Annotated in this window: 18 protein-coding genes and 1 rRNA gene; 6 read left to right on the plus strand and 13 right to left on the minus strand. The window is 45.7% G+C overall.

Features of this window, described 5'->3' with window-relative positions; all coding sequences use genetic code 11:
* Together L5L91_RS14900 and L5L91_RS14905 are read left to right on the plus strand one after the other, a co-directional pair.
* Positions 1 to 2,894: ribosomal RNA gene (locus L5L91_RS14900) — 23S ribosomal RNA — on the plus strand; the annotation flags it as partial.
* A gap of 322 nt (positions 2,895 to 3,216) precedes the next feature.
* The gene (locus L5L91_RS14905) at positions 3,217 to 5,667 is read left to right on the plus strand and encodes a GGDEF domain-containing phosphodiesterase (protein ID WP_263237003.1); all 2,451 of its coding nucleotides are present in this window, start codon (positions 3,217 to 3,219) and stop codon (positions 5,665 to 5,667) included.
* On the opposite strand, the gene L5L91_RS14910 is transcribed toward L5L91_RS14905, so the two are convergent.
* A complete protein-coding gene (locus L5L91_RS14910; protein ID WP_105250768.1) occupies positions 5,624 to 6,607 on the minus strand; it encodes an alpha/beta fold hydrolase in 984 nt (327 codons plus the stop codon). The genes L5L91_RS14905 and L5L91_RS14910 overlap by 44 nt on opposite strands.
* A 95-nt stretch (positions 6,608 to 6,702) precedes the next feature.
* Positions 6,703 to 8,514, minus strand: coding sequence for a DUF885 domain-containing protein (locus L5L91_RS14915; RefSeq protein WP_263237005.1), 1,812 nt, complete (start codon positions 8,512 to 8,514; stop codon positions 6,703 to 6,705).
* Between the two features lie 210 nt (positions 8,515 to 8,724).
* Between L5L91_RS14915 and add the strand changes: the two genes are divergently transcribed.
* Positions 8,725 to 9,720: an adenosine deaminase gene (gene add / locus L5L91_RS14920; protein ID WP_219235140.1), complete on the plus strand. Its 996-nt coding sequence runs from the start codon at positions 8,725 to 8,727 to the stop codon at positions 9,718 to 9,720.
* 96 nt (positions 9,721 to 9,816) lie between these two features.
* Here add and hemN read toward each other — a convergent pair whose 3' ends face one another.
* The 5 genes from hemN to L5L91_RS14945 form a co-directional block, all read right to left on the minus strand.
* Positions 9,817 to 11,193 (minus strand): oxygen-independent coproporphyrinogen III oxidase, encoded by a 1,377-nt coding sequence (gene hemN / locus L5L91_RS14925; protein WP_263182235.1) that lies wholly within the window; start codon positions 11,191 to 11,193, stop codon positions 9,817 to 9,819.
* Positions 11,194 to 11,454: 261 nt separating this feature from the next.
* The gene (locus L5L91_RS14930) at positions 11,455 to 11,922 is read right to left on the minus strand and encodes a DUF2489 domain-containing protein (protein ID WP_212599427.1); all 468 of its coding nucleotides are present in this window, start codon (positions 11,920 to 11,922) and stop codon (positions 11,455 to 11,457) included.
* 73 nt (positions 11,923 to 11,995) lie between these two features.
* Complete coding sequence (gene yihI, locus L5L91_RS14935; protein WP_105250763.1) at positions 11,996 to 12,556, minus strand: Der GTPase-activating protein YihI; 561 nt, start codon at positions 12,554 to 12,556, stop codon at positions 11,996 to 11,998.
* Between the two features lie 90 nt (positions 12,557 to 12,646).
* Positions 12,647 to 13,285: a class I SAM-dependent methyltransferase gene (locus L5L91_RS14940; RefSeq protein ID WP_105250762.1), complete on the minus strand. Its 639-nt coding sequence runs from the start codon at positions 13,283 to 13,285 to the stop codon at positions 12,647 to 12,649.
* Between the two features lie 816 nt (positions 13,286 to 14,101).
* On the minus strand, positions 14,102 to 14,725 hold the full coding sequence (locus L5L91_RS14945) for a c-type cytochrome (protein WP_105250761.1): 624 nt from the start codon (positions 14,723 to 14,725) through the stop codon (positions 14,102 to 14,104).
* 167 nt (positions 14,726 to 14,892) lie between these two features.
* Between L5L91_RS14945 and yihA the strand changes: the two genes are divergently transcribed.
* Positions 14,893 to 15,552 (plus strand): ribosome biogenesis GTP-binding protein YihA/YsxC, encoded by a 660-nt coding sequence (gene yihA / locus L5L91_RS14950; RefSeq protein WP_006079362.1) that lies wholly within the window; start codon positions 14,893 to 14,895, stop codon positions 15,550 to 15,552.
* 1,023 nt (positions 15,553 to 16,575) lie between these two features.
* Here yihA and polA read toward each other — a convergent pair.
* A complete protein-coding gene (gene polA / locus L5L91_RS14955) occupies positions 16,576 to 19,344 on the minus strand; it encodes a DNA polymerase I (protein ID WP_263237006.1) in 2,769 nt (922 codons plus the stop codon).
* Between the two features lie 387 nt (positions 19,345 to 19,731).
* On the opposite strand from polA, the gene elbB reads away from it, so the two are divergent.
* The gene (gene elbB / locus L5L91_RS14960; protein WP_263237008.1) at positions 19,732 to 20,394 is read left to right on the plus strand and encodes an isoprenoid biosynthesis glyoxalase ElbB; all 663 of its coding nucleotides are present in this window, start codon (positions 19,732 to 19,734) and stop codon (positions 20,392 to 20,394) included.
* Positions 20,395 to 20,482: 88 nt separating this feature from the next.
* On the opposite strand, the gene glpG is transcribed toward elbB, so the two are convergent.
* The 5 genes from glpG to L5L91_RS14985 all read right to left on the minus strand — a co-directional run bounded on the left by glpG (position 20,483) and on the right by L5L91_RS14985 (position 24,949).
* The gene (glpG, locus tag L5L91_RS14965; RefSeq protein ID WP_173497797.1) at positions 20,483 to 21,328 is read right to left on the minus strand and encodes a rhomboid family intramembrane serine protease GlpG; all 846 of its coding nucleotides are present in this window, start codon (positions 21,326 to 21,328) and stop codon (positions 20,483 to 20,485) included.
* On the minus strand, positions 21,325 to 21,630 hold the full coding sequence (gene glpE, locus L5L91_RS14970) for a thiosulfate sulfurtransferase GlpE (protein ID WP_006084745.1): 306 nt from the start codon (positions 21,628 to 21,630) through the stop codon (positions 21,325 to 21,327). The genes glpG and glpE overlap by 4 nt, the downstream gene beginning before the upstream one ends.
* Positions 21,631 to 21,784: 154 nt before the next feature.
* Complete coding sequence (gene tdh, locus L5L91_RS14975; RefSeq protein WP_012090660.1) at positions 21,785 to 22,810, minus strand: L-threonine 3-dehydrogenase; 1,026 nt, start codon at positions 22,808 to 22,810, stop codon at positions 21,785 to 21,787.
* 11 nt (positions 22,811 to 22,821) lie between these two features.
* Positions 22,822 to 24,015 carry a glycine C-acetyltransferase gene (locus L5L91_RS14980; RefSeq protein WP_263237009.1) on the minus strand — a complete coding sequence of 398 codons (1,194 nt, stop codon included), beginning with the start codon at positions 24,013 to 24,015 and terminating at the stop codon, positions 22,822 to 22,824.
* Between the two features lie 286 nt (positions 24,016 to 24,301).
* On the minus strand, positions 24,302 to 24,949 hold the full coding sequence (locus L5L91_RS14985) for a TetR/AcrR family transcriptional regulator (protein WP_113940155.1): 648 nt from the start codon (positions 24,947 to 24,949) through the stop codon (positions 24,302 to 24,304).
* Between the two features lie 147 nt (positions 24,950 to 25,096).
* Between L5L91_RS14985 and waaA the strand changes: the two genes are divergently transcribed.
* Positions 25,097 to 26,362 carry a lipid IV(A) 3-deoxy-D-manno-octulosonic acid transferase gene (gene waaA / locus L5L91_RS14990; RefSeq protein ID WP_263237010.1) on the plus strand — a complete coding sequence of 422 codons (1,266 nt, stop codon included), beginning with the start codon at positions 25,097 to 25,099 and terminating at the stop codon, positions 26,360 to 26,362.
* Positions 26,363 to 26,375 lie beyond the last annotated feature (13 nt).

A 26,375-nucleotide genomic window follows, 5' to 3' on the forward strand; every position in this document is an offset into this window, starting at 1 on the left:
TAAGCGTATACGGTGGATGCCTTGGCAGTCAGAGGCGATGAAGGACGTAGTAACTTGCGAAAAGCGTTGGCGAGCTAGTAACAAGCATTTGAGCTAACGATGTCCGAATGGGGGAACCCAGCAGCATAAGCTGTTATCGCAACATGAATACATAGTGTTGCGAGGCGAACGAGGGGAACTGAAACATCTAAGTACCCTTAGGAAAAGAAATCAACCGAGATTCCCCTAGTAGCGGCGAGCGAACGGGGATTAGCCCTTAAGTCAGTGGGGTGTTAGTGGAATGYGTTGGAAAGCRCAGCGGCACAGGGTGATAGCCCCGTACATGAAAACTAACCATTGATGAAAACGAGTAAGGCGGGACACGTGACATCCTGTTTGAATATGGGGGGACCATCCTCCAAGGCTAAATACTCCTGACTGACCGATAGTGAACCAGTACCGTGAGGGAAAGGCGAAAAGAACCCCTGTGAGGGGAGTGAAATAGAACCTGAAACCGTATACGTACAAGCAGTGGGAGCGGTTCTTGAGACCGTGACTGCGTACCTTTTGTATAATGGGTCAGCGACTTACATTTTGTAGCGAGGTTAAGCGAATAGCGGAGCCGTAGGGAAACCGAGTGTTAACTGCGCGTTTAGTTGCAAGGTGTAGACCCGAAACCCGGTGATCTAGCCATGGGCAGGTTGAAGGTTGAGTAACATCAACTGGAGGACCGAACCGACTAATGTTGAAAAATTAGCGGATGACTTGTGGCTGGGGGTGAAAGGCCAATCAAACCGGGAGATATCTGGTTCTCCTCGAAAGCTATTTAGGTAGCGCCTCGAGCGAATACCATTGGGGGTAGAGCACTGTTAAGGCTAGGGGGTCATCCCGACTTACCAACCCTTTGCAAACTCCGAATACCAATGAGTACTACTCGGGAGACAGACGGCGGGTGCTAACGTCCGTCGTCAAAAGGGAAACAACCCAGACCGTCAGCTAAGGTCCCAAAGTACTAGCTAAGTGGGAAACGATGTGGGAAGGCTTAGACAGCTAGGATGTTGGCTTAGAAGCAGCCATCATTTAAAGAAAGCGTAATAGCTCACTAGTCGAGTCGGCCTGCGCGGAAGATGTAACGGGGCTAAGCTAGTCACCGAAGCTACGGGTGCAGCCCATTAGGGTTGCGCGGTAGAGGAGCGTTCTGTAAGCCGTTGAAGGTGAAGGGGTAACCCACGCTGGAGGTATCAGAAGTGCGAATGCTGACATGAGTAACGATAAAGGGGGTGAAAAACCCCCTCGCCGAAAGACCAAGGGTTCCTGTCCAACGTTAATCGGGGCAGGGTGAGTCGACCCCTAAGGTGAGGCCGAAAGGCGTAATCGATGGGAAACAGATTAATATTTCTGTACTTCCGCTAACTGCGATGGAGAGACGGAGAAGGCTAGGCTAGCGCGGCGTTGGTAGTCCGCGTTTAAGGTGGTAGGTGGTGTTCTTAGGCAAATCCGGGGACACGTACTTTAATGTACACACTGAGAGCTGATGACGARGTCCTAAGGGACTGAAGTAGTTGATGCCATGCTTCCAGGAAAATCTTCTAAGCTTCAGGTTAGYGGGAATCGTACCCCAAACCGACACAGGTGGTCGGGTAGAGAATACCAAGGCGCTTGAGAGAACTCGGCTGAAGGAACTAGGCAAAATGGTACCGTAACTTCGGGAGAAGGTACGCTCYTGTTGGTGATGAGACTTGCTCTCTAAGCTGACGGGAGTCGCAGATACCAGGTGGCTGCAACTGTTTATCAAAAACACAGCACTGTGCAAACTCGCAAGAGGAAGTATACGGTGTGACGCCTGCCCGGTGCCGGAAGGTTAATTGATTGGGTTATCGCAAGAGAAGCTCATGATCGAAGCCCCGGTAAACGGCGGCCGTAACTATAACGGTCCTAAGGTAGCGAAATTCCTTGTCGGGTAAGTTCCGACCTGCACGAATGGCGTAATGATGGCCACGCTGTCTCCAGCCGAGACTCAGTGAAGTTGAAATTGCGGTGAAGATGCCGTATACCCGCGGCTAGACGGAAAGACCCCGTGAACCTTTACTATAGCTTGGCACTGAACATTGAACCTACATGTGTAGGATAGGTGGGAGACTWTGAAGTTGTGACGCTAGTCATGATGGAGTCGTCCTTGAAATACCACCCTTGTAGTTTTGATGTTCTAACCTAGGTCCCTTATCGGGATTAGGGACAGTGCCTGGTGGGTAGTTTGACTGGGGCGGTCTCCTCCCAAAGAGTAACGGAGGAGCACGAAGGTTGGCTAAGTACGGTCGGACATCGTACGGTTAGTGCAATGGCATAAGCCAGCTTAACTGCGAGACATACACGTCGAGCAGGTACGAAAGTAGGTCATAGTGATCCGGTGGTTCTGAATGGAAGGGCCATCGCTCAACGGATAAAAGGTACTCCGGGGATAACAGGCTGATACCGCCCAAGAGTTCATATCGACGGCGGTGTTTGGCACCTCGATGTCGGCTCATCACATCCTGGGGCTGAAGTCGGTCCCAAGGGTATGGCTGTTCGCCATTTAAAGTGGTACGCGAGCTGGGTTCAGAACGTCGTGAGACAGTTCGGTCCCTATCTGCCGTGGGCGTTGGATGATTGAAGGGAGCTGCTCCTAGTACGAGAGGACCGGAGTGGACGAACCGCTGGTGTTCGGGTTGTCATGCCAATGGCATTGCCCGGTAGCTACGTTCGGAATCGATAACCGCTGAAAGCATCTAAGCGGGAAGCGAGCCCTAAGATGAGTCATCCCTAGGAATTTAATTCCTCTAAAGAGCCGTTCGAGACTAGGACGTTGATAGGCATGGTGTGTAAGCGTTGTGAGGCGTTGAGCTAACATGTACTAATGACTCGAGAGGCTTAACCATACAACCCAGATGGGTTTTGTAGGTCATCGCCAAGCGCCTAATTATCTCATTGAGATGTAACGAAGCCAGCTGAATAAGCTGGCTTTTTTGCGTCTGCAATTTGTTAATTGGAGTGATTTTTCTGCTTTTCTCTCTGTTCTTCATCTAGCCATCTTCTGCTAGCTCTTTACGTTTTTTCCTTCCTTTATTTCAGACTTTTATACTCTAAGTTGATTATTTACATGAAGATCTCGCTTAGTTTGATAAGTCCTTTTGCTTAGTGGTTAGTTTCCCGTTAGCATACAAAAATATTAATTTTTTTGTTAACGGCCATCTGTTGCCTATGCTTCGTAAGCTTTCGCTCGCGGTACTGCTTCCTCTTTGTATGCTGACCCTATATTTAGTGTTGGTCATAGGCGAGTACCTGTTCGAAAGTGACCAAATTAGGGCTGAACTTGCGCAGCGACAGTCGGCTTTGATAAAGCAACAGTTGTTCCGCATGCAGAATGTGGTTCAATCGGCGCAAGCTTTACAGGATGTGGAGCGGATTGAGCAGGAAGTTTCCTTAGCTGCGCTGGATATGGGCACTATGGTGTATATCTTGGTTGATGCTGAAAGCCGTATTCGTTTTGCTAATCATACTGTGTGGCGAGATAGCAATGCGACTCAAGTCATCGATGGTTATGATGTAGACCTTCACCGCTCTGTGGTTCAAGCTTTTCTTCCGCAGATCCTCGTTAATCTCGACCGTTTAACTATTCAAGCATATTATCCCGTTCTTCCCCAGTATGGTGGGGCTGTTGATTTGATTTATCTTGAAGCCGATTTAGCCCCTTTAGTGGCCGAAGCTTCTGCTAAGTTGCAGCAACGTTTTATGCGGGTTTGGGGCCTTGGCGGATTATTGCTGATTGGCTTTACCTTTATTTTATATTTCCTGTTGATCCGCCCATTCCAAATGTTGAGCGAGGCCGCTAAGCAGGTCGGCACTTCTTCCTTTTCGACATCGATACCTTGGAGTTCATCTGAAGTTTTATCTTTGCAAGCCAGTTTGCAGCAGGCACATGAGCGTTTAAGTCGGGCAGTTAAACAGCTGAATGACAGTGAATTGCGTTGGTTATTTGCTGTGGAAGGTTCGCGTAATGGTATTTGGGATTGGGACATCAGTACGGGGGAGGTTTTTCTTTCTGATCGCTGGAAAGAGATGATTGGTTATGCGCCTGATGAATTGGCTGGAGTATTCCAGACATGGGAGACGCGGCTACATCCCGATGATAAGCAGATTGTGTTAGATGCTTTGCAGGAATACGTTAGCGGAAAGAGTAAAGAATTTGAAAGTGTTCACCGCTTACGCCATAGAGATGGCCATTATGTGTGGGTATTAGACCGCGGTATGTTAGTTGATTGGGATCCCCAAGGGCGCCCGACTCGCATGATAGGCATTCATATGGATGTGTCAGAAAGCGCGAAGAACCATGCTGCAATTACTGAGCTTGTAGATCAATCTGTTGTCGGTCGCAAGATGTTGCCCGATGTCTTTATGGTGCGTTTATCTCAATTTTTAACCCAAGGTAATAGTTCGGGGCAATGGGGGGCATTGCTGCTCGTTGAGGTGGATCGCTTAGGATTGGTCGCCACTTTACATTCCCATGAATTAGAGCGCTTGTTAACGCAAATCGCGGCCCGTTTATCGAGTTATTTCACTGAAAATATAACGGTCGGTCGATTAGAGTCTGGTAATTTCGTTTTGCTTGCTAAAGATTTAGCGGCAGATGCGTCAGCCGTTGCTCGTCGTGCTTTAGCCCTTGCGAGTGAGTTAAGGCAAGTGATTGCTCGACCATTCCATTACGGTCATCATCACTTTGAGCTGAGCGCGTGTGTGGGGATCTGTTTACTCGATAGTATAGAAACCTTAGATCCTGCTTTAGTCATGCGTCGTGCCGAGTTGGCAACGTTAAGCGCTAAGCAAGCAGGTCAAGCTGGGTGCGCTTTTTACCATGCTGAAATGGACTTTCGCCAGAGCCGTGATGAGCTGTTGCAACAGGAATTACAAACCGCATTACAACAAGATAGCTTAACGTTAATGTTCCAGCCTGTGATCAATGCGACCAGTGAACTTGTCTCGGCTGAAGTGCTCACGCGTTGGTATCGTGCTGATGGAGAGTTTATTCCGCCAGCTGAATTTGTGGCGTTAGCAGAACAAGGGGGAATTATTGCTGAGCTTGATCTTTGGGTGGCAAAGCGGGTGTGTCTGTTTATTCAGAAATCGCGGGCTCAAGGAAGGAGTTTGCCTCCTTTGACTCTCAATATCAGTGCATTCTCATTTGGTCAGGCTGATTTTGTTGATGCATTCGTTGGGTTAGTTAAGGAGCATGGTATTGTGGCTAATCAACTGGGTATTGAGCTCAATGAGGCCGCATTGTTAATGCAACCACAGTTTGTCGATGAGCATGTCTCTAAGTTAGTTGAAGCAGGTGTAGGCATCATCCTCGATCATTTCGGTTCGGGTTTGAGTGCCTTGAGCTGCTTAGCTAATCAGCCATTAGTTGCGGTTAAATTGGATATGAGTTGTATCGATTCATTAACCACAATGCCAACAAAAGTGAATGTACTTATTACCTCTGCGCGGCAATTCAATTTGAGCGTTGTCGCCAAAGGTGTCGAATCATCCCAACAATATCAAGCTTTTGTTGAACTAGGCTGTGATGGCTATCAGGGCTATTTATTCAGTCGAGCTTTAAACCAAGCGGACTTTATCCAGCTTGTTTGTCCTCGTCCTTTATTGCGTAGCGTTTAAAGAAGTCGAGAGCATAGTTTAAGGCTTGGTTTCGGCAGGCGTCTTTTTCCATAAAAATCTCATGGGCAGCCCCAGCGATTACTTTCAATTGGCAATGGGTACTCACGGCGAGATTCTGGGCCGCATTATCAACAATCTTATCTTCACTCGCTTGCAGTATCAGTATCGGAGTGCGAATTTGTGCCGTTGCCAGTACGCAAGTATCTGCCGCATCTAAAGATTCAGTCAACCAACGGTTAGTGGGTGAACCGAGTTGTAACTTAGGGGCAGCATCATACAATTCTCGGTAGGCTTGGTATCGGGTCTGGCTGTGAGTTAGCTCATTACCTTTGAATGGAACAGGTTTATAGTTTTGTCCTGCAAGTACATAATTAGGCTCGCCGCCATTGAGTGTGGTATCGAGTTTACTGGCTAACCAGCGTACGAACGCTTTTGGCATAGGTAATTTAATGCCATACATGGGCGCTGAAAATGCCGCGGCGGTAAAAATATCGGGATGCTGTTTGAGATACAAAGTGCCAATCGCGCCACCCATTGAATGGCCAAGTAGCATGAGTTGTTTGTCGTTTTGTGGTAACACTATCTTCTGCATAAATAGAGCAAAGTCATCAATATAATCATTGAATCTTCGCACATGGCCCATGTGTGGATTGATTGTCATACGATCCGACAGCCCTTGGCCACGGTGATCTATGGCATAAACAGAGTAACCTTGTTGGTATAAGTCGAAGACCAATTCTTGATACTTTAAATAGGACTCGACTCGGCCACTGCTGAGAACGATTGCGGTATGCGCTTGGGGATGTTTGACCATCATATAGGCCAGCGTGACGCCGTCGGCAGAGGCTAGCGTGTCTTGAACAACGCTTTGCCAGAAGGCTTGCTGCTCTGAGGTATTTAAATCGTGTTCAGTCGAAAATGTCGCTTTGGCTTGGCTCATACTCAGTCGCAAATCATTTGGCTTGAATGGTTTGTTAGAGTGTAACAGACAACCATGGGAGTCTGAAAATACCGACTCCCATGAATTTCATTAACTTAGCGTGTCGCCTTTTTCGCTTCAATAAAATCATTGATTTGCTGTTCGAGGATCGACATAGGTACAGAGCCATTTTCGAGCACAGCATCGTGGAAGGCACGAATATCAAATTTGTCGCCGAGTTCCTGTTCTGCCTTGGCACGTAATCGTTTGATTGTTAACTCACCAATTTTGTAGGATAAGGCTTGTCCTGGCCACGAAATATAGCGGTCAATTTCGGTAGTGACATTGTGCAGTGATAGTGCGGTATTGCTGGCCATAAAGTCGATGGCTTGTTGACGACTCCATCCTTGGGCGTGCATGCCAGTATCTACGACTAAACGCGCCGCGCGCCACATTTCATAGGTTAAGCGACCAAAGTTACTGTATGGATCTTGGTAGAAACCCGCTTCTAAACCTAAATATTCGCAATATAGCCCCCATCCTTCACCAAAGGCAGAGATATAGCCATAACGACGGAAATCTGGGAGTGAGGTTAGCTCAGAGTTGAGTGAAATTTGCAGATGATGACCGGGTACGGCTTCGTGCAAGGTTAAGGCTTCTAGCTCGTAGAGTGGGCGCTTATCCAATGCATAAGTGTTGACCCAGTAGTAACCGGGTTCATCATCGCTGTTCGATCCTGAATATCGTCCTGTGGTGTATTTCGGCGCAATTTCGGCAGGCACTGGCGCTATACCATAGGGTTGGCGTGGGAGTTTGCCGAAGTACTTAGGTAGCATGGCATCGGCTTTTTTGGCAATAAATGCCGCTTCTTTGAGTAACTGATCGGCACTGGTGGTGTAGAACTGAGGATCGGTCCGCAGGAAATGTAAGAAGTCGGCAAAGCTGCCTTTAAAACCTACTGACGCGATGATTTGTTCCATTTCTTGGCGGATACGTTGTACTTCTTTTACGCCCAGTTCATGCACTTGCGTCGACGTCATATTCAACGTCGTGTAGTAACGTACCCTATTCTCATAAAATTCTGCGCCGTTAGGTAAGCTACTGGCCGCGATATTTTCCCGGGCATTGGGAATGTACTCTTTAGTCATGAAATCATAAAAGTTTTGGTACAGAGGTAGAACTTTTTGCTCAACTAAAGTGCGGCCTTCTTGGGTCAGCTGAGTTTTTTGTGCCTCAGTGAAATAGTTGGGATATTGAGTAAAAGGTTTGAAATAACTGCTCTTTTCAACAGGGACGATATAAGCACTGATACTGTCTTCAAAGCCATTGAGTGTCACTTTAGGCGGCGTTATTCCCTCGGCGAGTCCTTTTTTTAGCCAGTGAGTTTGCTGGGCGAAATAGGTCGGGAGTGCATTGAGTTTGGCAATATAGTTGCGGTAATCCTCAAGGGTGTTGAATCTTCCCTGTGCGATTGAGGTGATATAAGCGTGGAAGCCGCTTTCTGCGGTAATGGGCAAGTAATAATCTTTAAAGCGATACAGGTCGACATCGTTTTGGATCTGATCTTCCAGTATTTGAGCGTTAATCTTATCTTCTTTACTCAAACTGCTGCGGTCGAGTACTTTGAGCTGCGCTAGTACTGCGATTTGACCTTGATTAAGCTTAGCGAGCGCGGCTGGCGAGAGATCCGCTAATTTTCCTGCTGCACTGGCATCGCCCATGCTGTAAGCCATTTCAGGACTCGCACTGAGTTGTAATTGCCAGCTTTGGTCGATGATCGCTTGCAGTGCGGGAGCTATGGGCTCAACTTGCGACTGTGCTGCCGATATTGTCTGTGGCGCTGCGATTTGACTATTTTTTGTGGTTTGAGTAGTACTGCAGGCGCTTAATGCGCATATCAATAAACTGGGGGTTAAGAGTTTATGCATAGTCGATCTCTGATATTTTCGTTGTTATTGAAGTCATTATGCCTGATGAATACGGCAGTTCCTTGTATGGATATTAAGCAGAATTGTGACTGAATGTGAATTTAAATGCGGTTGGCGCATAAATGCCCTTGAAAATGCGTGTTAAACTTAGTGTCCGCCCGCGACCAAATAACAAAAGCATTGGCTGGGTAGTTCAAATAGGGGTTAAATATGATTGATACATCCATTCCATTGGTGGATCTGCATCGTCACCTAGACGGTAATGTGCGGGTAAATACCATTTGGGAACTAGGACACCAACACGGCATTGCGCTACCTGCCGATTCTTTAGAGACTCTCGCACCTTTTGTGCAAATTCAGGGGAAAGAAACTAGCTTAGTCGCCTTCTTAAAGAAGCTCGATTGGATGGTTGCTGTACTCGCAGATTTGGATGCGGTTAAACGCGTCGCCTATGAAAACGTTGCCGATGCGGCGTTGTCTGGCTTAGATTACGCTGAGTTACGTTTTAGTCCTTACTATATGGCGATGAACCATAAGTTACCGATTGAAGGCGTAGTTGAGGCGGTCGTTGATGGCGTTAAAGCGGGCTTAAAAGACTATAACGTGAAGATCAATTTGATTGGCATTATGTCACGTTCATTCGGTCAAGCGGCTTGTACTCAAGAACTTGAGGGCTTACTCGCCCATAAACAACATCTCGTGGCTATGGACTTAGCCGGTGATGAATTGGGCTTCCCTGGCGAGTTATTTAACGATCACTTTAAACGTGTTCGTGATGCTGGCCTTGCGATTACGGCTCACGCCGGTGAAGCTGCGGGTTCACAAAGTATGTGGCAAGCGATTCAAGAACTTGGCGCAACTCGAATTGGTCATGGGGTGAACGCGATTCACGATCCTAAGTTGATGGAATATCTTGCTAAGCACCGTATTGGCATCGAATCTTGCCCAACCAGTAACTTGCATACTTCTACTGTGGCTTCTTACGCTGAGCATCCATTCAGAACCTTTATGGATGCAGGCGTGTTGATAAGCCTAAATACCGATGATCCCGGTGTGAGCGCTATCGATATTAAGCATGAGTATCGTATCGCCAAATCTGAACTCAAGTTAACCGATGCTGAGTTAGCGCAGGTGCAACGTAACGGCGTTGAAATGGCATTTTTATCGGACAGTGAGCGCAAAGCACTTTATGCCGCTAAGGCATAAGTCGATTCTGAGTCGTTACTAAAAATTGCAATGAATAAAAAATCCGACTCTAGAGTCGGATTTTTTGTGAGCGTTTGCGAGTGCAGCAATAAGCGTTTAGATCACGCGTGAGAACTGTTGCTGACGCGCTTTTTGACGATAGTAAAGATCGAAGCACATACAGATATTGCGGATCAATAAACGGCCAGTAGGGCTGATAGTGATCTGTCTGTCGACGATTTCAACTAACTTATCATCGATAAATGTCTGCATTAACTTAAGATCTTCCGCGAAATAGGTTTCGAAGTTAATCCCCAGTTTCTCATCAATTTTCGCCATATCCAGTTCGAAGTGGCAAATCAGCTGTTTAATCACTACACGGCGGATTTCATCGTCACGGTTTAGGCTGCAACCTTTCCACAAAGCATGGCCTTCCTTATCTATGGCCTCATAGTAAGGGCGGATATCTTTCTGGTTTTGCGCATAGCAATCGCCAATCTGACTGATGGACGATACGCCAAGACCTAACAAATCACATTCTTCTTGGGTGGTATAACCTTGGAAGTTGCGGTGCAGTCTGCCTTCGCGCTGTAACTTGGCTAACTCGTCATCGGGTTTAGCAAAGTGGTCCATACCGATATATTGGTAGCCTGCGCCAGTTAAGGTCTCGATAGTTTGGTGCAGCATTTCGAGTTTTTGTTTTGGCGAAGGTAAATGCTCGTCTTTGATCTTACGTTGAGCGGCAAAGCGCGCAGGTAAGTGAGCATAGTTAAATACCGACAGACGGTCAGGCGATAAATCTAAAACGCGCTGCATAGTGACGGCAAAGGTTTCTGGCGTTTGGTGTGGCAAACCATAGATTAAATCTATGTTGGTCGACACAAAACCCATGGCTTTCGCTTTGGCCATTAAGTCGAAGATAAATTGCTCGTCTTGTTCGCGATTAACGGCAATTTGCACTTCTTTATTGAAATCTTGTACGCCGATGGAGATCCGGTTAAAGCCCGCTTCTTTCAACGTGTCGAGCATTGACAGTTCTATCTCGCGAGGATCGACTTCAATTGAAAACTCACCTTCATCCGCAAAGTTAAAGTTGGCTTTAATCAATGATGTCAGCTTTAAAATTTGCTCTGGATTTAAGAAAGTGGGTGTACCGCCGCCCCAATGCATTTGGGTCACACTGTAATGTTTGAACAGGGGGGCACGTTTAATAATTTCTTGGCTTAAATATTCAATGTACTGATCGGCTTTGTGTTGGTGGCGGGTGATGACTTTATTACAGCCGCAGTAATAACAAAGCTTGGCGCAGAACGGGATATGAATATACAGCGACAGTTTATCGCTTTTGCTATTTTCAATGGCCGTCAGCAGGTTTTGTTCGGTGAATGTGTCATCGAACTCTAATGCCGTTGGGTAAGAGGTATAACGGGGACCGCTGTAGTTATATTTTTCGATCATCGACTGATCCCAGCTAATCTGAGTGGGCTGCTTCAAGGCGTGTCCTCCGTGGGTAAATTAGCAACAAGCGAAGTATGCAAGGTTCTTAAGTAAATAACCTTGATCTAGGTTGTAAAAATGACGTCTGTCTTTTTAGAAGTTACGCAATATCTATCAAAAAAGTACGCTTGTCTGTCGATATTTGGCGATTTTGTGCGCAGGCTCACGGGAGTAAGGAGGGTAAGATTGGTGCAGGTTTTATCGAGATAACCTCAAAACCACAATATAAGTGGTCTTGAGGTATAGCAATGGGCTGGTTTAATGCATCGCTTTGGCTTGGTAATCCGCCAGTTTTTTCGCATCATCACTGATGCCTTGCTCTAATGCGGCTTCGGACTTCATTCTGATCAAGTCTAACTTCATTCTTTCTTGCTTAGGCAAGGCTTGACGAGCATCCATGATGGGATGATTTTTAATTAACTCAAAGTGTTTGAATAATGAAGGGTAATCGGGAGCCACACGCTCACTTAATGACAGGATTTCAAATAATCGCCCAATCCTGACCACGCCTTCAGAGATCTCACAGCGGTCTTCAATCATGGCGGTGGCGATATAGCGGATATCATCTAAAACTTGGGCACGTTTTGCGTTCGCAGTCACTTCACGCTCGGCTTGTTCAGCCTGCTGACGCTTTTTTTGCTGCTTGAGTTTTAGGATTAAGAAGGTGGCGTAGCTACTTAGCGCTACTATGATGATAAAACCGAGAATAATGATAGTCGTAGACACAGAGACTCCTTATATGAATGGCATAAGGAGCCACAGCTAAAAACTGAGTTCCCTATGCCTTAGCACTGAGAGGTTAGAACTTGTCTTGATAATCTTTTAGTAAGTCAGCGCCTGATTCGAACTTGTCGAACAACTCATCGTCAGACAAAGACTTAGCAGGTGATGAAGGTGTGTCATCATCCATATCGTCGCTAATGCCCAGTTTAATCATCAGAGCTTCAATCTTATTTAGCTGTTGATCTAACCACTTTTGGTCAACCTCGTTGAGGTCGCGGCCTTCTTCAAGCATATCTAACAGCTGATTTAGTCTTGGATCTTCTTCCAATTTCAGCAGTTTTTGCTCGTCAGTCAGCTTAGCTTGTTTCACTTTTGGCTGAGCGGCTTTATCTGTTACCACTGCCGCAGGAATTGCTAAAGCCACAGGCTTTTTACTGCCATGACGCGGGTCTTTTTTCTTAGCGGCCTGCTGTTGCGGCGCTTGCGCTAAAATTAAGCTTTCGTTATGACGACTACCTGATTTATTGCCAGAATCTTTACGTTTGCCAGTCGCTACAGCGCGATCTTGCTTCTTCACTCTTGGCTGTAACTTAGGGCTGTTCTCGCCGCCCTTGCGTGTTTTCTTGCTACGAGACATGGTCTTCTCAATTATTTACAACGTATGGCCTTGCAGACTAAGGGTGAGCTTGTCTACAAGGTGCGAAATTAGGCCGAGTGTTATACCAGATTATGATGTTTTTTGCATCAAAACGAGGTCCTTTGCGGCAAATAATAGTTCAAAATCGCTATTGTTTGCGAGGTACTCGAAGGTTTGTCGCTGATAAAAGCTCACATGGGTGAGGTTGTTCTTATAATGCCACTTAGCAAAACCATCTAATTCAGTCAGTAATGGTGTGCTTATCGCTAACCAACCACCAGAATGCAGTAGCCGAGAGAGCAAAGTCCACTCTTTTATAGGGTTTTGAAAATGCTCAAACACCCGATAACAGCAGATAAAATCATACTCTAGCTTTAACACATCATGATTCGGGGCAAAAAAGGGATCATATTGATTTAACTTGTGGCCCGCATTTTCTATGGTCGTCAGGCTCTCATCATCGAGTATGCGACCAAAATTCAATCCTAATAAACTGCCCGCTTGTTGCTGCTCTAATTGCGCTAACAGCGGCAAAATAAATTGCGATAACTGTTTTTGCTTCGACGCTATGCGTGAACGACCGTATCTTTGCTTCTCTGCCGCGGGGGGTAAATGGCTATTCGCATCCGCAAAGGTTAACTCACATGTCTTGCAAACATAAAAACTCCGCTTTTTATCTTGATGAAGGAGTCGTGTCTGACTGTTATGACAAAGAGGGCATCTGGGCATTGAGTCTGCTGAAGTGGTTATTAAGGCTTTGATTGTACCAATTATATTGGTTGAGTGCACATTTTAGACACTAATGGGGTGTTACAAAAGAAAAAAGGCGGCAGTTAAACTGCCGCCTTACAAAGGGTGCTTTAGCACCTTATCCTGATTCCAAGTATCCATACTTGCTATGCGACTTTCCCGGTCGGTATCCTTCTTTTTTTTACTGCTTTCCCTGCATTATTTTTGTTAATGGTCTTCCAGACACTTTATTTTTTTCTGTCGCCATCCTGACTACAGTTTCCGTAGATGGTCTCGCAACACATCTTTTAAAGCATCGTCATCATTGACGTCGAGTTAACCATCCATGTTACTTAAGTACCTTCCTGTGATAACAAGCATCCAGCCAGTGCATCCTAAGCTTATCGCTTCCTTTGCTACAGTTTACATCATGTAAACTATGTCCTGATGGGGCAAGTTACCCTGAGTGTAAGGTGTTTTGCTAGAAGCAAATTGGCGTTATCGGCCATCCCTTACAAAATTGTGCTGACCTGGATTTCAAGTGGAAATCACGACTCTTGTTATTATTAGAGAGTGGTCTTAAGTATATTATTGTTATTGAGTATCTTTATTCTTATATCTTGAACGTTAATTATACCGAAACCTGTAAGTTATTATTAATTTTTTTGTACAAACAGATGGGTTTATCTCGGTACGGGGCTTATTAAACCGAAATCTGTGATCTATGTCAAGTACGAATCTTTGCAGTTTACGTCCACGTCAACTTTAGGGTGTAAAAAAAGGGTGGCAATACACCCTTCTTTTCACTCGCGAAGATTACTTCAGGCTAGAAAGATACTTTGATAGCGCGTCGATATCGCTATCATTTAGTTTTTTAGCCACATCTTGCATCATGCCATTCAAGTCATTATGGCGGCCCGCTTCACGGAATTTTGTCAGCTGGATCTTGATATAGTTGGCGTGTTGGCCTGCCAACGTTGGAAAACCTGCAAGCTCAGCGCCTTTACCATCTGGGCCATGACATGCCATACAAGCGGTAATGCCACGAGAAACATCACCACCCTTGTAAAGTTTAGCACCTAACTCAGGAACATCTTTTGCTTCAGCCACTTGGATTGCTTGGCTAGAAAAATATGCGCTAATGTCGAGAATATCCTGATCGCTTAGAGGCATTGCCATGCCACTCATGATAGGATCCATACGACCATCTTTACCGCCAGTTTGTGCTGCGCTACGGAAATCATGTAGTTGCTTTTGGAGATAAGTGGCGTGTTGGCCCGCAATTTTGGGGTACATATCGATCATACTGTTACCGTCCATACCGTGACAGGCCGAACAGACAATGATTTTCGTTTTTCCCGCTTCAGCATTACCTTCAGCAATCGCAGGTGAAGATATGGCGGCAATTACAACAGACAGCGCAAGAGCTAGCTTTTTCATGGCGTTCCAACTTCTGGTTAAATTATTATCCTGAGCTTACTAGGGTGACCCGCAAGCGTGGTAAAATATGATTAATGTGATCGGAGTAATATTTTACACGAAAACGTGGGAAAGTAAGTAATTCTTCATAAATTATGGTATTGCGTAGAAAAATTTCGGAGTAAATAGTGACTGAATCTCGTATAGATTTTCGTAGGGCAAAGTTTTTAATCAGTGCACCTGACATTGCACATTTGGATCAATATCTGCCCGGCGATGTTGGAGTTGAGATTGCATTTGCTGGCCGCTCTAATGCTGGAAAGTCTAGTGCACTCAATGCATTAACTGAGCAAAAAAGTTTAGCAAGAACCAGTAAAACACCGGGCCGTACTCAACTAATTAACGTATTTGAGTTAGATGCTCAGCGTCGTTTAGTTGACTTGCCTGGTTATGGCTTTGCGCAAGTCCCACTTGCGTTGAAAAATAAATGGCAGCAAGCATTGGGTGAATATTTGCAAAAACGCGCTTGTTTAAGTGGCGTGGTTGTCTTGATGGATATTCGTCATCCATTAAAAGATCTCGATATGCAGATGATTGAATGGGCAGTTGCTAGTGAAATTCCAGTATTAGCTTTGCTAACGAAATCAGACAAATTAGCCCAAAGTGCTAAGATGAAAACCGTAAATGAAGTGCGTCTCGCACTAAGTGAGTTTGGCGACTGGGTGCAAGTTGAACCCTTCTCATCACTTAAAGGAACCGGTAAGCCTAAAGTGTTGGCAATTCTTAATGAATGGTGTCATCCACAGTGGTTGACTGATGAGTTAGATGCAGCGAATAACGCTGAATAATATCGCCTGTTTTGGTGTACATGGTAGAATTTGACTGTGTATACCTCCTCTTTGTTTTTACTGCAATTTTTTCTCTTTTGTTCAGTCTCATTCCCATCGGTTATTCGTTAATCTCAGGCAAAAAAATAGCCGATGATATTATCATCGGCCAAAAATATTAGCTCTTTTGGGGAGAAGCTAAATTCAACAAGACTCAAGCACCATCAAATTAGCTTCAATGGTTCTCAATGAAACTAGCATACAGCCAATTCATCCCTTATTAAAGTAAATACTCTAAAATTTACTTAAAGTCTGAAAAAAGAGCAAAAAAAAAGCCTCAGCAAACAAGTTGCTGAGGCGCCAGAATTTGGCTCATCACTATAAGTGAAATAAAGGTCTGAAAGATAGAACATCTTAACCTCTGTACCCTACGCAGAGAATATTACTCTATTTATCTTTAAATGGAAAACAGTTTTTTCAAAAAAGAGGTAATTATGTGCGCTTGATCTCAGGTTGTGAGTGAAAAAGCATCTCAAATTGATCCTAAAATTTCAGTGAAAATGGTTAATTGGCTGATTTAAAGAGAAAAATCGAAATTTATATACAAAAGTGATCAATATTTGAGATTTGATTTTTTACTCTAATCCTGACCTAAGATTTTGGTGTACGCGTGAGAGAACAACCGTTATGGCATTCTTGAGCATATATGGCTGACTTGAATGCAGTTTCAATTCGAGTAAATCACACCTTTTAATATCCATCTGCTGTGGCAGTGTATCGATGAACTCTACTGCCAAATGTATCAGGTAAAGATTGTTTGGCTGTGAGTGAATCATTTTCTGCCGATGAAGTTTGTCTAACTTAACGAGCTAATTTGTATTGTGAAAGGGTTATTTATGCTGAGTGATGAAAAGGACTCTGTATTGATGTTCTTAGAGGCGATTAAGACGGGAGAGAGCTAATCTGAGCTCAAAATATTGAAGTCAGATTAGCTTTATTTTCAGTTAAATCATATTGATAGTGTTCTTCTGGATATTACTGAGATTAGTGGGCTTCATCCCAGTTATCACCAATGCCTGCTTCGGCAAGCAGTTCAACATCGAGATTAGCTGCTTGCGCCATCAAGGTGCAGATTGTCTTTTTAAGTGCCTCTGCTTTATCCGCATCGACTTCAAACACTAATTCATCGTGAACCTGCATGATCATAGTGATTTCGCCTTGGGTTTCTGTTTTGATCCACTGGGCAATATTGATCATGGCCTTTTTGATGATGTCAGCAGCCGTACCTTGCATTGGCGCGTTAATCGCAGCACGTTCAGCACCTTGGCGGCGCATCGCATTACGATCACGGATTTCGGGCAAGTAGAGGCGACGACCAAACAGAGTCGACACATAACCTAAGTCAGCAGCACCCGCGCGCGTTTCTTCCATATAACGTAATACGCCAGGATAACGGGCAAAGTAGGTATCGATATAGGTTTGTGCTTCATGGCGTGGGATATCAAGCTGACGCGCCAAACCAAAGGCTGACATGCCATAAATTAAGCCGAAGTTAACCGCTTTGGCACGGCGGCGTTGTTCTGTGGTTACTTCATCAAAGTCGGTACCAAATACTTCTGCAGCAGTGGCTCTATGAATGTCTTTGCCCTCGGCGAAGGCTTTGAGTAAGCCTGCATCTTGGGATAAATGGGCCATGATCCGTAGTTCGATTTGCGAGTAGTCGGCGGCCAAAATTTTACGGCCTGCTGGGGCGATAAAGGCTTGGCGAATACGGCGACCTTCTTCGGTGCGAATCGGAATATTTTGCAGGTTAGGTTCGCTTGACGATAAGCGACCTGTTGCCGCATTAGCTTGATGATAGCTAGTGTGTACGCGACCCGTTTTGGCGTTGACCATCAGTGGCAGCTTATCGGTGTAAGTGCTCTTTAACTTAGATAGGCTTCGATGCTCGAGGATCACCTTTGGCAGTGGGAAATCTAAGGCTAATTCGACTAATACTTCTTCCGCGGTCGATGGCGCACCCTTTGGGGTCTTTTTGGTGATCGGATAACCTAGCTTTTCATAAAACAAGACTTGCAGCTGCTTAGGTGAACCAAGATTGAATTTTTCACCAGCAATGTCGTAGGCTTTTTCTTCTAAGGTATCGATTTTACGCGCCAGCTCATCGCTCTGTTGGCCGAGTAACATACTGTCGATTAATACCCCTTGACGTTCAATGTCCGACAACACTTGGATTAGCGGTAATTCGACTTCGGTAAACATGGCGGCAAGTTCGGCTTCTTTCTCGAGTCTTGGCCATAAATGTTGGTGTAAACGCAGTGTGATGTCGGCATCTTCGGCCGCATAAGGCGCAGCCGTTTCCAGTGGAATTTGGTTGAAGGTCAGCTGTTTTGTACCTTTGCCAGCAATTTCTTCAAAGCTGATATTCTTATGGCCTAAGTACTTGAGCGCTAAGCCATCCATATCATGGCGCGAAGCCACTGAGTTGAAGACATAGGATTCGAGCATAGTGTCGAAAGCGACGCCCTGTAGTTTGATCCCTGCATTGGCTAAGATACTGATGTCGTACTTAAGATTTTGACCGACTTTCTTGATCTTTGGATCCTCAAGCAGTGGACGCAGTTTTTCTAACGCCACAGTTTTATCGATTTGAGTCGGTGCACCAACGTAATCGTGGGTCAAAGGAAGATAAGCGGCTTTTCCTGTCTCAACGGCGAAGGAAATCCCGACTAATTCGGCCACCATGTAATCTAAGCTGGTGGTCTCAGTATCGACTGCCATTAAGTCGGCTTGTTTAAGCTTAGCAATCCAAGTGTCTAATTCGGTTTCGGTGAGAATGCAGTCGTACTGGGTTTCAATCGCTTCGACAGGAGATGAGTCTTCTTGTGTTTCTGTGGATGCCGCATCAATTGAGGTATTTGCCGTCATTTTATTATCTAAGACTTCAGCTAACCAACGTTTAAACTCCATCTCGCCGTAGCATTTGATCAGTTCATCTTTGTCTGCTGGCATGAGAGTGAGTTCGTGCCAATCTTGCTCAAGTTCGACATCGGTTTTGATGGTGGCGAGTTCGTAAGAAAGCTTGAGCATGTCGGCATTTTCAATGATTTTTGCCGCCATGGTTTTAGAACCTCTAAAGCCGAGCTCGGCGACTTTTTCGGGTTCCGCTAATAAGTTACTCACACTGCCGGCTCCCGTGAGCATAGCGAGCGCCGTTTTCTCTCCCACGCCGGGTAAGCCTGGAATATTGTCAGCCTTGTCGCCCATCAGTGCGAGTAAATCTATGATACGGTCTGGACCGACACCAAATTTGGTGACGACTTCTTCTGGGCCCATTATGGTGTCTGTCATGGTGTTGATGAGCGTAACGTTCTCATCCACTAATTGCGCCATGTCTTTATCGCCTGTGCTGATAAGCACGGCACGGTTTTCTAAGCTGGCTTGGCGGGCAATAGTCCCAATCACGTCATCGGCTTCGACGCCGGAAATTGAAATCAGTGGTAAACCTAGTGCGCGAATAATGCGATGTAAGGGTTCGATTTGCGAACGTAGATCATCAGGCATAGGTGGGCGCTGTGCTTTGTATTCGCTGTACATGTCATTGCGGAAGGTTTTTCCCTTGGCATCGAACACGACTGCGATATGGCTTGGTTGATAACGGGTCAACAAGCTGCGCAACATATTCACTACGCCATAAACGGCACCCGTTGCTTCGCCCTTTGAGTTTGTCAGGTGAGGAGGCGCATAATAAGCGCGATACAAATAAGAAGATCCATCCACAAGCACAAGTGGGTTTTTAGCGACGGTTGGCATAGGTATTTTTCGTTTATCGATGACTTAGATGGCGCTAAGCATGCCACAGAAGCACTATTTCAGCCATGGCAAAATTACTCCCAGCCTGTGGATAAGTCTGTGAGTGAAAAAGTCAACTGAGAATAATGGCGATGATTACGGCTTAGTGCGATTTTTTTAAGTTGTTGTTTTTTATGTTTATAAAAGATTTGTGTGAGTTCAATACTGTTTCTTAAAAAATCTTCCCAATTTGTGGATTTTTTATTGACTCCGTAAAATACATCTAAGGATTGGCTTAATTTTCGGCACTCGTCAGATTCGACGAATTAAGTTAGCACGATTTTTAATCAGATCAACTAGTTTGTTTATGGTTTGTTAAAACTTAATGACATAAGAAGGATATTTTTAATGAAAAAAGTCGCAGTGTTACTGAGTGGATGTGGTGTTTTCGATGGAACTGAGATACATGAATCGGTTTTAACGCTTTTATGCTTATCCCGATCAGGGGCTCACTACCAGTGTTTTGCACCAGATATCAAACAGATGCATGTAGTAGATCATCTCACTGGTGAGGTCGATGCTGCTGCAAGTCGTAACGTGCTGGTGGAGTCGGCACGTATCGCCCGTGGCGAAGTCAAAGCGACCACAGAATTAGATATCGCCGAATTTGATTCCTTGATCATTCCCGGTGGCTTTGGTGCGGCGAAAAATCTGTGTAACTTTGCGACGAATGGCAGTGAGTGTGAAGTGGAACCGCTGGTGACTGATTTTATCAATGAGTTCATTCTGGCGAAAAAGCCCGTTGGTTTTATCTGTATTGCTCCTATGATGATCCCGCGTTTATATCCCCAGGGTGTAAAAGGCACTATCGGTAATGATAGCGATACTGTCGCAGCGTTTAATTTGATGGGCGGTGAGCATCAAGTTGCGACAGTACATGAGATAGTCGTGGATGAAGCGAATCGCATTGTCAGCACTCCCGCTTATATGTTGGCTGGTAATATTGCTGAAGCGCATTCAGGCATCGAGAAGCTAGTCGTTAAGCTACTAGAAATGACTGATCAGAGTTAGTTTGAGCGGTTTGTAGAGGAGTCAATCGAGTCATTGAACCAAGATAAATTTCAGGATTTATCTTGGTTCACTATATTAGATTGAGTTATTAGATTGAGCTCGAGGATTTGCGGCTATCAAATAAACCTTGGGCTAAACCTATGAGTAAGCCGCCAATGTGGGCACCATTAGCAACCGAAACCCCTAGAATATCTGTGAATCCCAATGCCAACCATATCATCATAAAGCCCATATATGATGGTGGGAAATCTATTCCAGCTGCGGGTTTACGTATACCCATGATCCAAGTGTAACCCACCACTGCATACACAACGCCGGACAGCCCGCCAAAGTTAGGTCCACCGACATAATATTGGATAACGTTTGGCAGTGTTCCTGCGACAAACAGCAGGATGAGTAATGGTGCAGTACCAATACGGGTTTCGATTTTACCGCCTAAATACCACCACCAGAGCAAATTAAAGATGACGTGCATGGCGGAAAAATGCAGCAGGCTCGGTGTAAAAACACGCCAGAACTGGCTGAACTCTGAATGAGGTACTGCCCCAAAATAGGACAGTGCTTTGTAGGTTTGGTTGGCGAATCCTAAGTTCATCGCTGCAAAAATGAGTACGCAAGCCGCAAATATGATCAGCGTGACTGGGCCTGCGCCAGTAATAAATTGGGTGAACAACTGCAGCGAAGGGGCACCATAATCGAGTTTGGTTTGGGTATCGCCGTGTTCCCATGAGGCTTGCAGATATTTATTGTCGTAAGGGTGAGCAATAAAGTGGGCAAACTCTTTGCGTGCTTGCTCCACATCTTTGTCATGGATAACCAGAATGGCAACACCCTGAACCAGCGGCTCAATTTGGCAGTCAATGTCTTCCCCTTTGAGGTAATCGACAAATGCCTGCGCGGCTCTGCTGTTGGGGAGTCTGCCAATTTCTATCATGCATTCGCCTCATGCCAAGCGCTATAGCCGCCGTCTAGGCTGTAAACGTCATCAAAACCTTGTTCGCATAAATATTGCGCCGCATTTTGGCTGCTCATGCCGTGATAACAAACCACCACCAGTGGGCTATCCATATCGGCTTGGCTAATAAATTGCGCTAGGTTTTCGTTATTCAGGTTAGTTGCACCTGCAATATGGCCGTTGGTGAAGCTATTGCCATCGCGGATATCGACGATTTGCACTGGCTGTGCTTCGGTCATTTGCAGCAATTGATTAACGCTTAAGTGTTTAAAGGAAGACATAATAAAACCTGACAAAGCTAAGAGATGGAAATCAAGATGGGATAAGTGTGCAACAAGGGGCTGCGAGTGTACAGCCCCTATCTATACCCAAGCTATCTGAAGATACGAATCCTGCATCTTCAGGTCATTTGGGCATAAGTAATGCTCTGGAGGATTAATCCCAGCTGAGGATCACTTTACCCGATTGGCCCGAGCCCATAGCGTCGAAACCTTGTTGGAAATCATCAATCTTGAAGTGGTGAGTGATGATAGGTGAAATATCTAAGCCTGATTGGATAAGACTGGCCATCTTGTACCAAGTTTCGAACATTTCACGGCCGTAGATGCCTTTAATGACCAAACCTTTGAAGATCACTTTGCTCCAGTCGATGGCCATTTCACCACTTGGAATACCGAGCATAGCGACTTTGCCGCCGTGGTTCATGGTATCTAACATGGCGTGGAAGGCTGAGGGTACGCCAGACATTTCTAATCCAACGTCGAAACCTTCGGTCATGCCCAGTTCTTTCATCACGTCTTTTAGGTTTTCTTTTGACACGTTCACAGCGCGCGTGGCGCCCATTTTTCGGGCCAGCTCTAAGCGGTATTCGTTGACGTCGGTGATCACCACATGGCGAGCACCTACGTGACGACATACTGCAGCCGCCATGATGCCGATGGGACCTGCGCCGGTGATCAACACGTCTTCACCGACTAAATCGAAGGATAATGCTGTGTGCACAGCGTTACCAAAGGGGTCAAAGATTGAGGCTAAATCATCGCTGATATCATCAGGGATTTTAAAGGCGTTAAAGGCGGGGATAACTAAGTATTCCGCAAATGAACCTTCACGATTGACACCCACGCCAGAGGTGTTACGGCATAAATGGGTACGGCCTGCGCGGCAGTTACGGCAGTGGCCACAGGTAATATGACCTTCGCCAGACACGCGGTCTCCAATCTTAAAACCACGAACTTCTTGGCCTATATCAACCACTTCGCCTACATATTCATGACCAACAACCATAGGGACTGGAATAGTTTTTTGTGACCATTCGTCCCAGTTGTAGATGTGCATGTCGGTGCCACAAATCGCCGTTTTTTTAATTTTGATCAGCAGATCGTTGTGGCCCATCACTGGCTTAGGCGCATCGACTAACCAAATACCTTTTTCGGCTTTTAACTTGCTTAGTGCTTTCATTGTCTTAAGTCCTAAATAATGCCCATTTCTTTGGCAATACGGGTAAAGGCGGCGATCGCTTTGTCGAGTTGCTCACGGGTATGTGCCGCTGACATTTGCGTACGGATACGGGCTTGTCCCTTAGGAACTACTGGGAACGAGAAGCCAATAACATAAATATGCTCTGTTAATAAGCGGTTAGCAAAGTCGCTCGCCAGTTTCGCATCGCCAATCATCACAGGGATAATCGCGTGGTCGGCGCCGCCCAAAGTAAAGCCCGCGGCTGACATTTGCTCACGGAAATAACGGCTGTTTTCCCATACGGCTTCGCGCAAGGCTTGGCCTGATTTGAGCATTTCTAACACATGGATAGATGCCGTCACGATTGACGGCGCTAATGAGTTAGAGAACAGGTAAGGACGTGAACGCTGGCGTAACCAGTCGATGACTTCTTTTTTACCCGAAGTGAAACCGCCCGATGCGCCGCCTAAGGCTTTGCCTAAGGTGCCGGTGATGATGTCGACTCTGTCCATCACATTGCAATATTCGTGCGTGCCACGGCCGTTTGCGCCGATAAAGCCCACCGCGTGAGAGTCATCGACCATCACTAGTGCGCCGTATTTGTCGGCTAAATCACATACGCCTTTAAGGTTAGCAATCACGCCGTCCATCGAGAATACGCCATCGGTGGCGATCAAGATGTTACGGGCGCCAGCGGCTTTCGCGGCGATCAACTGAGTTTCTAAATCGGCCATGTCGTTGTTGGCATAGCGGAAACGCTTGGCTTTACATAAACGTACACCGTCGATGATAGAAGCATGGTTTAACGCATCGGAAATAATCGCATCTTCTGCATCTAACAAGGTTTCGAATAGACCTGCGTTCGCATCAAAACATGAAGAGTAAAGAATGGTGTCTTCAGTGCCGAGGAATTCGCTCAGGCTAGCTTCTAGCTTTTTATGGATATCTTGGGTGCCGCAAATAAAGCGTACCGACGCCATACCAAAGCCGTGGCTGTCTAATCCCTGTTGCGCGGCTTTGATTAGCTCTGGGTGATTCGCTAGGCCTAGGTAATTATTCGCGCAAAAGTTAATAACTTCTTGGTGATTAACTTGAATGGCAGTCTGTTGTGGTGAGGCAATAACACGCTCGCTTTTATATAAGCCTTCGGCTTTGATGTCTGCAAGCTGTTGATTAATCTGTGCGTAGAATGAGGTAGAGGCCACCTGATATCTCCTTAGTTAACTTTATTCTGATTTTGGGAGTGGCGGCATTCTAACTCTAAACCTAATCGGCCTACAGCCTTTTTTTCATGCAGGTTCGCAAGATAAACGAGTTTAGGGTTAAAGTGGTTTTTACATTATAAAAACTAATGTGCAACATAAGTTTGCCACTGTTTGACTGAGTATTCTTTTAAGCGTTGTAGAGCGAAAACGGGTTCGCACTCAGTACTATAATTGCTTTGAGTTTAGTTCCGAATGCGAGTTCCCAACATAGGCGTTTGGGATGATGTTATAGGGATTCTTGACTCGCTAGCGCGTGGTAATGTTGCTCTAGGCGAGTAAAAGTCGCAACGGAAGTTGGGGTTGCATAGGCTTTGAAAATCATCAGCACCCTTAAAACGCCTTCATAAAGTGTCGCTTTAGTAATGGTGGACGTGCTGGATTGTGTGAGTTGATAACCAATCCAAAAGCTGACGATCATCTTAATGGTATCCGCCAGTGGCGTGATTTTGTCAGCATCGACACACAGAAATCCATCTTGTGTGAGTTTATGCAGCACATGGCTTGAACGCGTTAATACTTGCTGCTGTGCGTGCAAATAGCGTTTTTTTAGTTCTTCATCGCGGGCGAGAATATCCGCAAGATTGGCGTACATAAAGCGGAATTGCCACAAGGTATAGAACATAGCATCGAAGTAGCCGATTAACAGTTCTACATCCACTTGCTTATCTTCATAGGGTTGGAAACCCGATTCGAGATGATTCTCATATAGACTGAAAATACAGCGGATAATGTCTTCTTTATTGCGAAAATGGTAATAAAGATTCCCGGGACTCATATTTAAGTGAGCAGCAATGTGATTGGTGGTGATGTTTCTTTCGCCATGCTCGTTGAACAGTTCAAGACTGGCATAGATTATTTTGTCGCGGGTTTTCATAAGTTATCCAAATTGCTAGTGAACGCCACATAATTGATCAAAGAAAGCTAACCAACGACCGCCGAACTGCTGGTAAATTATCCCTAATTTGGTGCATATGCTAACATTGCCGCTATTCATCAGGCAAAACTCATAAGCACGTTTTTAATGAATCGTTTTCTCTATTCCACGATCTTATATTTATTATCCCCTTTGCTAGTCGTCTATTTAGCATTTCGTGCTATTAAAAGCCCTGATTACCGCGGTCGTTGGGGGGAGCGTTTTGGATTAACTCGACTTAAATCGACGGATTTACTGGTCCATTCTGTGTCTATGGGTGAAACGCTTGCGGCAATCCCATTGATCCGTTTGATTATGCAATCACACCCTGAATTAAGCATTACGGTTACCACAACCAGCCCAACAGGGTCTGCGCAGGTGCGTAAAGCCTTTGGTGACTCAGTGCAACATTGTTATTTACCCTTTGACTTACCTTGGTGTGTGGGGCGTTTCTTGCACCAAGTGTCACCTAAATCCTGCATCATTATGGAAACCGAGCTGTGGCCTAACTTAGTTGCCTTAGCGGCCAAACGCGGTGTGCGCTTGATGTTGGCCAATGCTCGCCTATCGGTCAAATCGGCGGCGCAATACGCTAAGCGTCCTAAACTCAGTCGGCCTATGTTGCAGCGACTCGATGTTATTGCGGTGCAGACTCAAGTAGAAGCGCAGCGTTTTATCGAGTTAGGTGTATCGCAGGACAGAGTAACAGTATGCGGTAGCTTGAAGTTTGATCTCAGTATTACGCCTGAGCGTTTAGCCAATGCCAAGCAGCTACGTCAAGCTTGGGGGCGTGAAACCTCGCCGATTTGGGTCGCAGGCAGTGTGCATCCTGGAGAATTTGACGCCATGCTCATCGCCCATAGGCAATTATTGGCTCAGTGGCCCGATGCCTTGCTGATTATTGCGCCGCGTCATCCTGAGCAGTTTTCTGCCGTTGCTGAGGTTGTTGCCAGCCAAGGTTTTAAATTTGTTCGCCGCAGCGGTAATCTTCCTGTGGCGGCAACGACTCAAGTGCTGGTAGGCGATACCATGGGTGAACTTCTGACCTTTTATGGCGCCGCGGATCAAGCTTTTGTCGGTGGCACGCTGATCAATAATGGTGGCCATAATCCCTTGGAGCCTGTTGCTATGGGCGTACCTGTTATGGTGGGGCCGAACCATTGGGACTTTGCCCAGATTACGCAGATGTTGGCGGATGCTGGTGGGTTAAGGGTTGTCGCTTCGGCGGATGAACTTGCCGCTAACTTGATTGAGTATTTTGCTAAACCTGAGTTACGCCAGCAGGCGGTGAACGCGGGATTGGCTGTGGTTGAGGCAAATCGCGGTGCCTTGCAACAACAATATCTTCTCGCGCAATCTTTAATAACCGCTTAATTCAACTGGATAA

The sequence above is a fragment of the Shewanella sp. SM55 genome (assembly GCF_025654025.1).
In the GTDB taxonomy this organism is placed as follows: domain Bacteria; phylum Pseudomonadota; class Gammaproteobacteria; order Enterobacterales; family Shewanellaceae; genus Shewanella; species Shewanella oncorhynchi.

Coding starts and splice junctions, on each gene's coding strand:
- L5L91_RS14905 (WP_263237003.1), top strand. CDS start 3,217: ATGCTTCGTAAGCTTTCGCTCGCGGTACTGCTTCCTCTTTGTATGCTG.
- L5L91_RS14910 (WP_105250768.1), bottom strand. CDS start 6,607: ATGAGCCAAGCCAAAGCGACATTTTCGACTGAACACGATTTAAATACC.
- L5L91_RS14915 (WP_263237005.1), bottom strand. CDS start 8,514: ATGCATAAACTCTTAACCCCCAGTTTATTGATATGCGCATTAAGCGCC.
- add (WP_219235140.1), top strand. CDS start 8,725: ATGATTGATACATCCATTCCATTGGTGGATCTGCATCGTCACCTAGAC.
- yihI (WP_105250763.1), bottom strand. CDS start 12,556: ATGTCTCGTAGCAAGAAAACACGCAAGGGCGGCGAGAACAGCCCTAAG.
- L5L91_RS14940 (WP_105250762.1), bottom strand. CDS start 13,285: ATGCCCAGATGCCCTCTTTGTCATAACAGTCAGACACGACTCCTTCAT.
- L5L91_RS14945 (WP_105250761.1), bottom strand. CDS start 14,725: ATGAAAAAGCTAGCTCTTGCGCTGTCTGTTGTAATTGCCGCCATATCT.
- polA (WP_263237006.1), bottom strand. CDS start 19,344: ATGCCAACCGTCGCTAAAAACCCACTTGTGCTTGTGGATGGATCTTCT.
- elbB (WP_263237008.1), top strand. CDS start 19,732: ATGAAAAAAGTCGCAGTGTTACTGAGTGGATGTGGTGTTTTCGATGGA.
- glpG (WP_173497797.1), bottom strand. CDS start 21,328: ATGATAGAAATTGGCAGACTCCCCAACAGCAGAGCCGCGCAGGCATTT.
- glpE (WP_006084745.1), bottom strand. CDS start 21,630: ATGTCTTCCTTTAAACACTTAAGCGTTAATCAATTGCTGCAAATGACC.
- tdh (WP_012090660.1), bottom strand. CDS start 22,810: ATGAAAGCACTAAGCAAGTTAAAAGCCGAAAAAGGTATTTGGTTAGTC.
- L5L91_RS14985 (WP_113940155.1), bottom strand. CDS start 24,949: ATGAAAACCCGCGACAAAATAATCTATGCCAGTCTTGAACTGTTCAAC.
- waaA (WP_263237010.1), top strand. CDS start 25,097: ATGAATCGTTTTCTCTATTCCACGATCTTATATTTATTATCCCCTTTG.